Here is an 11,175-nt window from a genome sequence, read left to right as displayed (position 1 = left end):
GCGTGCAGTTCTCCCGCGGCTGCCCGTTCACCTGCGAGTTCTGCGACATCATCGAACTCTACGGCCGCTCGCCCCGCACCAAGACGACGCCGCAGATGCTGGCCGAACTCGACCGCCTGCTCGAACTGGGCTACCGCGGCCATATCGATTTCGTCGACGACAACCTGATCGGCAACAAGAAGGCGATCAAGCTGTTCCTGCCGCACCTGATCAGGTGGCAGGAGGAGCACGGCTACCCGTTCAAGTTCTCGACCGAGGCCTCTCTGAACCTCGCCGACGACGACGCCCTGCTCGGCATGATGCGGGACGCCAACTTCTTCGCCCTGTTCACCGGCATCGAGACGCCGGACGAGGCGACGCTGATCCAGACGCAGAAGAAGCAGAACACCAAGCGCTCGATCGCCGACAGCGTGCACAAGCTCTACGAGCACGGCATGTTCGTCACCGCCGGCTTCATCGTCGGCTTCGACACCGAGAAGGACAGCATCGCGGGCGCGATGTCGCGCTGCATCGGCGACACCGGCGTGCCGATCGCGATGGTCGGCCTGCTCTACGCGCTGCCCAACACCCAGCTCCAACGAAGGCTGCGCGCCGAAGGGCGGCTCTACGAGACCTTCGCGCAGACCACCGCGACCCAGGGCGACCAGTGCACCCAGGGCCTGAACTTCGTGACGCTGCGCCCGCAGCGCGACGTGCTCGCCGATTACCGCGACGTGCTCGCCGAGGTCTACGATCCGAAGAACTTCTTCGAGCGCGTGCGCGAGGTGTCCCGCCGGCTCAAGCGCCCGACCTTCGCGGCGCGGACGATCCGCTGGGGCGCGGTGGCCCACGACCTGTGGTCGCTGGCCCGCATCATCTGGCGCATGACCGTCCGGCGGCCGGAGATGGCCCGGCACTTCTGGGGGGTGTTCCTGGAGACCGCCCGCCGCAACCCGGCCGCGCTCGAGGCGGTGGTGACGAACATGGTGCTCTACCTGCACGTCTACCCGTTCTCGCGCTACGTCATCCGCGAGATCGAGGGCCGCATCGCCGACCTCGATGCCGGCCGCTGGGTCGAGCCGCCGCGCATGGCGGCCGACAACGATCCCGTGCGCGCGCAGAGGGTTGGCAAGGCGGAGGTGGATCACCTCGCGGCCGTCGCCTGACGAGCGCGGTCCGCCGGCTCGGGCGACCTGTCTCCAAAACGGCGCAATCGCCGGGGAAGGGTCGCGGGCGTCCGCTCGCTGCGGGCGACCGCATTGGCAATCGGCGCGGAACGGCTAGGGTCGCCGCGTCGGGCCGGCCATGCGGGGATCGGATCGATCGAAGGAGACAGCCGTGACGGATCAGGTTCGGACCGCGCCGCGCGTGCTGATGGTGTTCCCGCGTTTCGATGCCAACTCGTTCTGGTGCTTCAAGGAACCTGCCGAGTTGCACGGCGCGAAGTACTCCGCGCCGCCGCTCGGCCTGATCACCCTTGCCGCGATGCTGCCGCCCGCCTGGCAGCTCCGGCTCGTCGACTGCAACACGTCGGACCTGACCGAGGACGACGTGCGCGGCGCCGACCTCGTGCTGACCGGCGGCATGCTGCCCCAGTGGCCGAGCACGACGGCGGTGATCGCCCTGTGCAAACGCCTCGGCGTGCCGGTCTGCGTCGGCGGCCCCTCCCCGACCTCGACGCCGGAGATGTACGCGGCGGCCGACTTCCGCGTGCTCGGCGAGGCCGAGGGCATCATCCACGAATTCGTCGCCGCCTGGGAGCGCGGCGAGCGCGCCGGCGAATTCATCGCGGAGAAGTTCAAGGCCGACGTCACCAAGAGCCCGATCCCGCGCTTCGATCTGCTCGACTTCCGCGACTACATCTACATCGGCGTGCAGTTCTCCCGCGGCTGCCCGTTCACCTGCGAGTTCTGCGACATCATCGAGCTCTACGGCCGGAGCCCGCGCACCAAGACCGTGACGCAGATGCTCGCCGAACTCGACCGGCTGCACGCGCTCGGCTACCGCGGCCACGTCGATTTCGTCGACGACAACCTGATCGGCAACAAGAAGGCCGTGAAGCTGTTCCTGCCGCACCTGATCCGCTGGCAGAAGGAGCGCGGCTACCCGTTCCGCTTCTCCACCGAAGCCTCGCTCAACCTTGCCGACGACGACGCCCTGCTCGCGCTGATGCGGGACGCCAATTTCTTCGTCGTGTTCATCGGCATCGAGACGCCGGACGAGGCGACGCTGGTCCACACCTCGAAGAAGCAGAACACCCGCCGCTCGATCGCCGACAGCGTGCACAAGCTCTACGAGCACGGCATGTTCGTCACCGCCGGCTTCATCGTCGGCTTCGACACCGAGACCGATGCGATGGCCGACGCGATGATCGCCTGCGTGCGCGACACGGCGGTCCCGGCGGCGATGATCGGCCTGCTGACCGCGCTGCCGAGCACGCAGCTCCACCGCCGGCTCGCCCGCGAGGGCCGCCTGCACTCGAACGCGGACTGGGACCGCGAGCTGCCAGGCGACCAGTGCACCGCGGGCCTCAACTTCACGACCAAGCGCCCGCGGCAGCAGGTGCTGGCCGATTACCGGCGCATCCTGGAGACGGTCTACGAACCTCGGGCGTTCTTCAAGCGCGCCACTGGCGTCGGGCTAGCCCTGAAGCGGCCGCGCCTGCGCGAGGAGGCGGTGCAGTGGAAGCGCATCGCGCACGACCTGCGCACCTTCGTGCGCCTGTGCTGGCGCATGAGCGTCGGGCATCGGGAACTCGCCGGGCCGTTCTGGCGCATGGTCCTCACGCTCGCCGTGCGCAATCCCCGGTCGTTCGAGTTCGCGATGGTCAACGTGGTGATGTTCACCCACCTCTATCCGTTCTCGCGCTTCGTCATCGAGACGTTGGGCCGGCAGATCGCGGCGATCGAGAACGGCGACTACGTCGAGCCGACGATGATGCCGGCAGCCATCGGCTCGGCGGAGGTAGAGCCTGCCGTTGCCAAGGCCGCGATCCCCGTGGCGGCGTGAGCGCTACAGCCACCGTTTCCACCGGAAGAACACGTAGGGCAGCACGGCGGCGAACACCATCATCACCACCGCCATCGGGTAGCCGAAGCTCCACTCGAGCTCCGGCATCGCCTTGAAGTTCATGCCGTAGATCGAGGCGATCAGCGTCGGCGGCATGAACACCACCGCCATGACCGAGAACAGCTTGATGATGTTGTTCTGTTCGAGGTTGACCAGCCCGAGCGTCGCGTCGAGCAGGAACTGGATCTTCGAGGACAGGAACGTGGCGTGCTCCTCGAGCGATTGCAGGTCGCGCAGCGTCGAGCGCACGTCCTCGCGCAGCTCCCGCGGCGCCTTGGTGGTGCGGTAGGTCGCCGAGAGCGACAGCAGGATGCGCTCCATCGAGACGAGACTCTCGCGCTGCTTCGAGATCAGGTCGCCGTGGCGGCCGAGCGCCCGCAGCGTGTCCTGAAGTGCGGTGTTGCGGGCGGAGGGGTCGTCCTGCACCTCGAAGATCTTGCCCGAGAGCCGGTCGATGCGCTCGCCCTGGAGCTGAAGCACGTCGGCTGCGCGGTCGATCACCGCCTCGATCAGCCCGGCGAGGATGGTTTCGCCCGAGAGCGCGGCCGCCGGTCCGTTGCCCGTCGTCCGGCCGGCGCGCTGCGCGTACATCCGGAACGCCTGCGGCTCCTCGTAGCGCACGGTGACGAGCTTGCGCCCTTGCAGGATGAAGGTGATGCCGGCGAGCCCCGGGTCGTCGGACCCGCTCACCTTCGAGAGCACGCGGCCGGTCATGTAGCGGGCGCCGTCCTCGACGTAGAGCAGTTCGGACGGCTCGATGTCCTTCATCTCCTCCCGCGTCGGCACCTGGACGCCCATGAAGGCCTCGACCTTCAGGTCCTCCTCCCGGCTCGGCCGGATCAGGTCGAGCCACACCGTGTCGTCGGGGATGGCGTCCTGGAGTTCGAGGGCGCGGCGTTCCAGCAGGATCTGGCCGGTGCCGGTGACCGGCTGGTGGATGAAGATCACGAAGCACTCGGACGTGAGCGCTCAGTCGAGCGCGTGGGGCGGCGGCCGGCTTGCATCCGGCACGAAGAAGTCCGGCGCAAGGGGCACGCCGGGCGTGACCCGGTACTTCGTGAAATCGGTGACGCCGTTCTGCGACAGGAACGTGTCGTCGATCAGGAACTGCCCGGTCACCTCTCGGGCCGGCTTCAGGAACAGGGCGTGCGCGGCATCCGCGATGATCTCGGGCTTCCGGCTCGCGCGCATCAGCGCCTCGCCGCCGAGCAGGTTGTTGATTGCGGCCGTGGCGATGGTGGTGCGCGGCCAGAGCGCGTTGACCGCGATCCCCCTGCCCCGCAGCTCGCCCGCGAGCCCGAGCACGCAGAGCGACATGCCGAACTTGGCCATGGTGTAGGCCAAGTGCGGCGAGAACCACTTCTCCGCCATGTCCAGCGGCGGCGACAGCATCAGGATGTGCGGGTTCGAAGCCCGCTCGAGATGGGGGATCGCGTATTTCGAGACCATGTAGGTGCCGCGCGTGTTGACCTGATGCATCAGGTCGAAGCGCTTCATCTCGGTCTGCGGCGTCGGCGTCAGCGCGATCGCGCTGGCGTTGTTGACCACGATGTCGACGCCTCCGAATTCCCGGACGGCGCGCGCGAAGGCGTCCGCGACCGAGGCTTCGTCGCGCACGTCGACCACGAGCGGGAGCGCCCGGCCGCCGGCCGCCTCGATCGCGGCGGCGGCGGTGTGGATCGTGCCTTCCAGCTTCGGGTGCGGCGCCTCCGTCTTGGCGGCGATCACGACGTTGGCCCCGTCGCGCGCTGCCCTGAGGCCGATGGCCAGACCGATCCCGCGCGAGGCGCCGGTGATGAACAGGGTTTTCTTCGCCAGCGTGCCGCTCATTCCATCCTCCTCACGGCCCGATCCGGAACCGGGCCGGCCGCGTCCCGTCCGCATCCGTGAACCCGTACTCCTCGGCGATGTCGCCTGCGTGGATCACCTGCCCCGCCCGCGCGATCAGCGCCGGATCGGCGGCGAGCGCCGCCAACGCCCGGCCGGCGTAGAGCGGGCTCTCGGTGGCGAGTCCCGCTTGGCCCAGGTCGCACACCCGCTCGGTGCGCACGAAGCCCGGCGAGAGCGCCAGCGCGGTGACGCCGTGCGGGCGCAGCTCCTTGGCCATGGCGAAGGCGAGGCGGTTCGTCGCCGCCTTGGCGAGGTCGTAGTACAGGTCGCCCAGGTAGCCCTCCTCCGTGCCGAAGGAGACCAGCGCGATCAGGCCCGACCGCGCGGCGACCATCGCCGGCGCCACGGCGCGGGCCAGCAGCAGCCCGGGATAGGGACCGACCCGGGAAAACTCCGAGAAGGCTTCGGCCGAGCGGCGCCAGAACGGCGTGCCCCAGGCCGCGCCGTCCGGGTAGCGTTCCCCGTCGTAGCCCTCGTTGCCGCCCCAGACGCTCGACACCGCGACGTCGATGCGGCCGAACCGGCGCAGCGCCCAGTGTACCAGTTCATCGACCGCCCGCTCGCTGGTGTGGTCGCAGAGGTAGTGGTGGCCCCGACCGCCCGCGGCGTCGACCGCGCGGCTGGTGTCCTCGATCGATTCGGAGCGCATCTCGGTGCGCGGCCCGGTCTCGCTCGATCGGGCGGTAACGATCACCGTGGCCCCGGCCTCGCCGAGGGCCCGCGCGATGCCCCGTCCGACGCCGCGCGAGGCGCCGGCCACGAGGCAGACCGTCCGGCTGAGGTCGGGCCCGGTCACGCCTGCGCGCCGGGCTTCGACCGGGCGAGGAACGCCCGGAACGCGGCCTGCGCCTCCTCCGTGCGCAATTGCCGCTCGAAGGCCTCGGCTTCGGCGTCCAGCGCCGCCTCGACCAGGGCCTGATCGCCGCGGATGAGCGTGCGCGATGCGGCGAGCGCACCGCGCGGCAGGGCGGCGAGACGGGCGGCCTGCGCCAGCGCGTGCTCCAGGAGCATGTCGGCGGGCAGCACGCCGTTGACGAGGCCGAGCGCCTCGGCCGCGTCCGCCCCGAGGGCCTCCGAGAGCAGCAGGAGTTCGGTCGCCTTCAGCCGCCCGACCCGGCGCGGCAGCAGGTAGCTGGAGGCCGCTTCCGGCACGAGGCCGAGTTCCACGAACGGCATGCGGAAGCGCGCCGCCGGGCTCGCGTAGACGAGGTCGCAGTGGAGCGTCAGCGTCGTGCCGATGCCGACCGCGATCCCGTCGACCGCGGCCACCATCGGCGTCCGCGTCCGCGCGAGCTGCCGGATGAAGCGCAGCGACGGCGCCTCGGCGAATGCCTCGCCCGTCTGCGCCACGAAGTCGGCGATGTCGTTGCCGGCGCAGAACAGGCCCGGCACCCCGGCAAACACCACCGCGCCGACCGCGTCGATCCCGTCGGCGGTCTCCAACGCCCTGCGCATGGTGTCGTACATGGCGCCGGTGAGCGCGTTCTTCTTCTCCGGGCGGTTCAGCGCGATCAGGCGGACGCCGTCCTCGCCGTCGATGACCGCAACGTGCTCGCTCATGTCCCCCCTCCCCCTGCGACGGGCCCGCGTCAGCCCGCGAGCGCGAGGCCCGCGTCGTCGAGGAACCCGCCGCCGTCGAGCACCACCTGCTCAAGTCCGCCGGCTGCCGGCAGCAGGTTCTCGGCGAAGAACCGCGCTAGGGCGATGCGGGCGGCGTGGGCCGGATCGGTCTCGCCGGCCCTCAGCGCGTGCCCGGAGGCCAGGGCCTCGGCCGCGAGACAGGCCGCCCCTTGCGCCAGCCCGAACAGCCGCAGGTACGGGCCTGCGCCCGCGAGCGCCGCCTCGGGACGGTTGGATCGCAGCGCGGCGAGCTGATGGCTCGTCGCCCGGTCGAGGTGCTCGATCCCGGCGCGTAGGCGCGCGGCCACGCGGCTGAAGGCCGGGTCGGCCGCCTTGAGCAGGCCCTCGCTGACCTTGCGCATCGCGGCGATCTGGGCCCACACCGTTGCGGCGCCGTTCAGCGGCAGCTTACGGGTGGTCAGATCGATCGCCTGGATGCCGTTGGTGCCCTCGTAGATGCCGAGGATGCGGGCGTCGCGCATGAGCTGGGCTGCGCCGGTCTCCTCGACGAAGCCCATGCCGCCGTGCACCTGCACGCCGAGCGACGCGACCTCGTTGGCGATGTCGGTGGAGAAGGCCTTGGCCACCGGCGTCAGTAGCGAGGCGCGGTCCAGCGCCGCCCGGCCCTCCGGCCCGTCGGCGGCGTCGAGGGCTGCGGCGGTGAGGTAGCAGATCCCGCGGGCGGCCGCCGTGTAGGCCTTCATGGTCAGAACCATGCGCTGCACGTCGGGGTGTGCGATGATCGCGCTCGCGGCGTCCGCGGCGCCCGGCGCCCGGCCCTGCCGGCGCTCCCGCGCGTAGGCCAGCGCGCGCTGCGTCGCGGCTTCCGCGACGCCGACGCCCTGGAGGCCGACGTTGAGCCGGGCATTGTTCATCATCGTGAACATGCAGGCGAGCCCGCGGTTCTCCGCGCCGATCAGCCAGCCGGTGGCGCCGCCCCGGTCGCCGAAGGCCATCGAGCAGGTCGGCGAGGCGTGGATGCCGAGCTTGTGCTCCAGCCCCGAGCAGCGCAGATCGTTCTCCGAGCCGTCCGGCAGGATCTTCGGAACCAGGAACAGGGAGATGCCGCGGGTGCCGGCCGGCGCACCGTTGAGCCGGGCGAGGACGAGGTGGACGATGTTGTCCGCCATGTCGTGCGCGCCGTAGGTGATGTAGATCTTCGAGCCGACGATCCGGTAGCTGCCGTCGCCGGCCGGCTCCGCGCGGGTTCGGAGCGCGGCGAGGTCCGAGCCCGCCTGCGGCTCGGTCAGGTTCATCGTCGCCGTCCACTCGCCGGAGACGAGCTTGCCCAGGTAGCGCGCCTTGAGGTCGTCCGAGCCGTGCGCGGCCAGCGCCTCGATCCCGCCCGCCGTCAGCAGCGGGCACAGGCCGAAGGCGAGGTTGGCGCCGTTCCACATCTCGGTGCAGGCGGCGTCGATCACCTGCGGCAATCCCTGGCCGCCGTGGTCGGGATCGGCGGTGAGCCCGTTCCAGCCGCCCGCGACGAAGGTGCGGTAGGCCTGCGCGAAGCCCGGCGCCGTGGTGACGACACCGTCGGACAGGCTGGCGCCGTGGCGGTCGCCGATGCGGTTCAGCGGCGCGATCACGTCCGAGGCGAGCCGCCCCGCCTCGGTGAGGATCGCCTCGGCATCCGCGGGCGTCACCGCGCCTGCGCCGTCGAGCCCCGCGACGTGGCGCAGGGTGAACACCATCTCGGAGACGGGCGCGCGGTAGCTCATCGGATGTCCTCCCGCCGGACACGGTTCGGCCGCCGCGCCCCGGCGTCCGGTTTGACCCGGGATGCGCGGCCACGCTAGGCCGGCGCACCCCGAGAGGGTGGCATACGCCCGAACGCGGTCCGCCGTCACCGCCGGAAAACAGTTTCGATATGAACGATCGTCCGTCAATCCCGACCCGGCGCCTCGCCGCCGACGCGGCGGGCGTGGCGGAGGCCGCCCGCCTGCTGCGGGCGGGCGACCTCGTCGCCTTCCCGACCGAGACGGTCTACGGCCTCGGCGGGGATGCCACGGACCCCGCGGCGGTCGCGAAAATCTTCGCGGCCAAGGCGCGCCCGCGCCTCAACCCGCTGATCGCACACCTGCCCGACCGCGCGGCCGCCCTGGATCGGGGCGCCTTCGACGACCACGCGCAACGCCTCGCCGCGGCGTTCTGGCCCGGTCCGCTCACCCTCGTGGTGCCGGCGACGGTGCGCACGGACGTGTGCGCGCTGGCCCGCGCCGGCCTGTCGAGCGTCGCGCTGCGCGTTCCGGCGAGCGGGCTGGCCCGCGATCTCCTCGCGCAGGTCGGCCGGCCGGTCGCCGGCCCTTCCGCCAACGCGTCCGGCCGCCTCAGCCCCACCAGCGCCGACCACGTGCTGGCCGACCTCGCCGGCCGCATCGCGGCGGTGCTCGATGGCGGCGACGCGCCCGTCGGCGTGGAATCGACGGTCGTCGCCTGTCTCGGGGGAGCGCCGCGCCTGCTTCGGCCGGGCGGAATCACCCGCGCGGCGATCGTCGCGGTCCTGGGATGCGATCTTGCGGGGGACGAGGCGGCGGACCCGGTGCGTCCCGCCGGACCGGGGCTGCTCGCCTCGCACTACGCACCGCGCGCGCGCCTGCGTCTCGATGCGCGGCACGTCGAGCCGGGCGACGCGGTGCTGCTGTTCGGCGCGGATCAGCCCCACGGTCTCGATCGCGCCGGGGCCGTCGTCAACCTGAGTCCGCGCGGCGATCTCGCGGAGGCCGCCGCGCGCCTGTTCGCGGCCCTGCGCGCCCTCGATGCCTCCGGCGCCGCGGTGATCGCGGTCGCAACGATCCCCGCGACGGGCCTGGGTGAGGCCATCATGGACCGTCTCCGCCGCGCCGCCGCGCCGCGCTGAAATTATCTTTGCGGGATCGTGGAACCGAGTGCCCAAGGGCGAGTTTCACATGCACGAAGGCCAGTTCAGCCCCCAATGGCCTTTTTCCTTCCAAGGCTCGGAGAAATCCGAGCCTTTTTTCTTGCCTCGACAGGCGGCGCATGGCCGGCAACGCGCAGCACGCCGCCGGGAGACCTGGTCGAGCGACCCCGCCCCCGGCCGAACGCCAATCGACGCGCGGGACGTCAGCCCGCTCCGATCGCCGCGATCTCGACGTCGTGTCCGTTGACCTCGACCACGTCGCCGACACCCTTGCCGGTGATCGCGCGCGCGAGCGGCGCGACGTAGGCGATCGAGCCCTTGGCCGGGTCGGCCTCGTCCTCGCCGACGATGTGGAAGGTCTGCCGGGTGCCGTCCTCGCGCAGCACCGTGACGGTCGAGCCGAAATGCACGGTGTCGCCGGGCACGCCCGCGACGAGCTGCGCCGTCCCCAGGCGCGTCGTCCAGTAGCGCAGGTCGCGGGTCACGCGCGCCGTGTCGGCCTTGGCATCGGGGTCGAGCTTGGCGGCCTCGGCCTGCAGCCGCGCCACCTCCGACTCGATCTGCTCGAGCCCTGCTGGTGTGACGAAGTTGGTGTGCGGAGACACCGGGCGGTCGGGGAGATCTTCGAAGGCCTCCCCGCCCTCCTTCTCGCGAACGAATGCTATGCTCATGGTAGCGGAATGCCGCAGCTTGGGCCGCGGTTCCGTACCCGCCCCGACTCAGCCGATCTCGACCACGGTCCGGCCTCGGACCTTGCCCGACAGGATGTCCTCGCCGAGCCGGCCGACCTCCGCGAGTCCGACGCGGTTCGTCATCGCGGCGAGCGCGGCAAGGTCGAGTTCCTTCGCGAGCCGCGCCCAGGCCGCGCGGCGCTTGGGCCGCGGCGTCGTCACGCTGTTGATGCCGAGCAGCGAGACGCCGCGCAGGATGAAGGGCGCCACCGAGGTCGGCAGGTCCATCCCCTGCGCGAGCCCGCAGGCGGCCACCGCGCCGTCGGACTTCGTCTGCGCCAGGACGTTGGCGAGCGTCGTCGAGCCGACGGCATCGATGGCCGCCGCCCAGCGCTCCTTGCCGAGCGGCTTGCCCGGCTTGGCCAGGTCCTCGCGGTCGATGATCTCCGAAGCGCCGAGCCCGCGCAGGTAATCGGCTTCCTCCATTCGCCCTGTCGAGGCGATCACGTGCCAGCCGGCCCGCGCCAGCAGGGCGACGGCGACCGAGCCGACGCCGCCCGAAGCGCCGGTCACGAGCGCCGGGCCGTCGGCCGGCGTGAGGCCGTGGGCCTCGATGGCCATCAGGCAGAGCATCGCGGTGTAGCCGGCGGTGCCGACCGCCATCGCCTGCGCCGGCGACAGGCCGTTGGGCAGCGGCACCAGCCAGTCGCCGTTGACCCGCGCCCGCTCGGCATAGGCGCCGAGGTGGGTCTCGCCGACGCCCCAGCCCGTCAGCACTACGGCGTCACCGGGCGTGTAATCGGGATGGTCGGAGGTCTCGACCACGCCGGAGAAGTCGATGCCGGGGATCATCGGGAAGCGGCGCACCACCGGCGACCGGCCGGTCATCGCCAAGCCGTCCTTGTAGTTCAGGCCGGAATGGGTGACCCGCACGGTGACGTCGCCGTCCATCAGGTCAGCCGCGTCGAAATCCGTGAACGACAGGGTCTGGCCAGCCTCGCCCTTCTCGATCACCCACGCCTTGAACCGCACCATTCCTGCCTCCGTGTTCGGATGGGGAGCTGTGGC

The 11,175-nt window shown here is 71.2% G+C and carries 10 protein-coding genes; 3 read left to right on the top strand and 7 right to left on the bottom strand.

The window, feature by feature from the left end:
• The coding region (locus tag ACFE8Y_RS02760; protein ID WP_375462849.1) for a B12-binding domain-containing radical SAM protein at window positions 1-1,145 on the top strand (1,145 nt) is incomplete at its 5' end.
• Between the two features lie 208 nt (window positions 1,146-1,353).
• Window positions 1,354-2,988, top strand: a complete 1,635-nt coding sequence (locus tag ACFE8Y_RS02755; RefSeq protein ID WP_375462860.1) for a B12-binding domain-containing radical SAM protein — start codon at window positions 1,354-1,356, stop codon at window positions 2,986-2,988.
• A gap of 3 nt (window positions 2,989-2,991) precedes the next feature.
• Here ACFE8Y_RS02755 and ACFE8Y_RS02750 read toward each other — a convergent pair whose 3' ends face one another.
• From ACFE8Y_RS02750 to ACFE8Y_RS02730, 5 genes are read right to left on the bottom strand one after another with little or no spacing between them, the layout of a single operon-like run.
• On the bottom strand, window positions 2,992-3,996 hold the full coding sequence (locus ACFE8Y_RS02750) for a magnesium transporter CorA family protein (protein ID WP_375462848.1): 1,005 nt from the start codon (window positions 3,994-3,996) through the stop codon (window positions 2,992-2,994).
• 21 nt (window positions 3,997-4,017) lie between these two features.
• On the bottom strand, window positions 4,018-4,878 hold the full coding sequence (locus ACFE8Y_RS02745) for an SDR family oxidoreductase (RefSeq protein WP_375462847.1): 861 nt from the start codon (window positions 4,876-4,878) through the stop codon (window positions 4,018-4,020).
• Between the two features lie 10 nt (window positions 4,879-4,888).
• Window positions 4,889-5,698, bottom strand: coding sequence for an SDR family NAD(P)-dependent oxidoreductase (locus tag ACFE8Y_RS02740; protein ID WP_375462859.1), 810 nt, complete (start codon window positions 5,696-5,698; stop codon window positions 4,889-4,891).
• A 32-nt stretch (window positions 5,699-5,730) separates the two neighbouring features.
• Window positions 5,731-6,498, bottom strand: a complete 768-nt coding sequence (locus ACFE8Y_RS02735; protein ID WP_375462846.1) for an enoyl-CoA hydratase-related protein — start codon at window positions 6,496-6,498, stop codon at window positions 5,731-5,733.
• 29 nt (window positions 6,499-6,527) lie between these two features.
• Window positions 6,528-8,276, bottom strand: coding sequence for an acyl-CoA dehydrogenase (locus ACFE8Y_RS02730; protein WP_375462845.1), 1,749 nt, complete (start codon window positions 8,274-8,276; stop codon window positions 6,528-6,530).
• A 149-nt stretch (window positions 8,277-8,425) separates the two neighbouring features.
• Here ACFE8Y_RS02730 and ACFE8Y_RS02725 point away from each other — a divergent pair, with 149 nt between their 5' ends.
• The gene (locus ACFE8Y_RS02725) at window positions 8,426-9,415 is read left to right on the top strand and encodes an L-threonylcarbamoyladenylate synthase (RefSeq protein WP_375462844.1); all 990 of its coding nucleotides are present in this window, start codon (window positions 8,426-8,428) and stop codon (window positions 9,413-9,415) included.
• A 224-nt stretch (window positions 9,416-9,639) separates the two neighbouring features.
• On the opposite strand, the gene greA is transcribed toward ACFE8Y_RS02725, so the two are convergent.
• Window positions 9,640-10,107, bottom strand: coding sequence for a transcription elongation factor GreA (greA, locus tag ACFE8Y_RS02720; protein WP_375462843.1), 468 nt, complete (start codon window positions 10,105-10,107; stop codon window positions 9,640-9,642).
• A 48-nt stretch (window positions 10,108-10,155) separates the two neighbouring features.
• Complete coding sequence (locus ACFE8Y_RS02715; RefSeq protein WP_375462842.1) at window positions 10,156-11,142, bottom strand: MDR family oxidoreductase; 987 nt, start codon at window positions 11,140-11,142, stop codon at window positions 10,156-10,158.
• Between the last annotated feature and the right edge of the window lie 33 nt (window positions 11,143-11,175).

It is taken from the genome of uncultured Methylobacterium sp., from assembly GCF_964242245.1.
GTDB lineage: Bacteria > Pseudomonadota > Alphaproteobacteria > Rhizobiales > Beijerinckiaceae > Methylobacterium.
This window is presented reverse-complemented; position numbering and strand designations above follow the sequence as displayed.

Bases quoted from the DNA above. Each gene is read 5' to 3' on its own strand.
- ACFE8Y_RS02755 (WP_375462860.1), top strand. From the start codon at position 1,354: ATGGTGTTCCCGCGTTTCGATGCCAACTCGTTCTGGTGCTTCAAGGAA.
- ACFE8Y_RS02745 (WP_375462847.1), bottom strand. From the start codon at position 4,878: ATGAGCGGCACGCTGGCGAAGAAAACCCTGTTCATCACCGGCGCCTCG.
- ACFE8Y_RS02735 (WP_375462846.1), bottom strand. From the start codon at position 6,498: ATGAGCGAGCACGTTGCGGTCATCGACGGCGAGGACGGCGTCCGCCTG.
- ACFE8Y_RS02730 (WP_375462845.1), bottom strand. From the start codon at position 8,276: ATGAGCTACCGCGCGCCCGTCTCCGAGATGGTGTTCACCCTGCGCCAC.
- ACFE8Y_RS02725 (WP_375462844.1), top strand. From the start codon at position 8,426: ATGAACGATCGTCCGTCAATCCCGACCCGGCGCCTCGCCGCCGACGCG.
- greA (WP_375462843.1), bottom strand. From the start codon at position 10,107: ATGAGCATAGCATTCGTTCGCGAGAAGGAGGGCGGGGAGGCCTTCGAA.
- ACFE8Y_RS02715 (WP_375462842.1), bottom strand. From the start codon at position 11,142: ATGGTGCGGTTCAAGGCGTGGGTGATCGAGAAGGGCGAGGCTGGCCAG.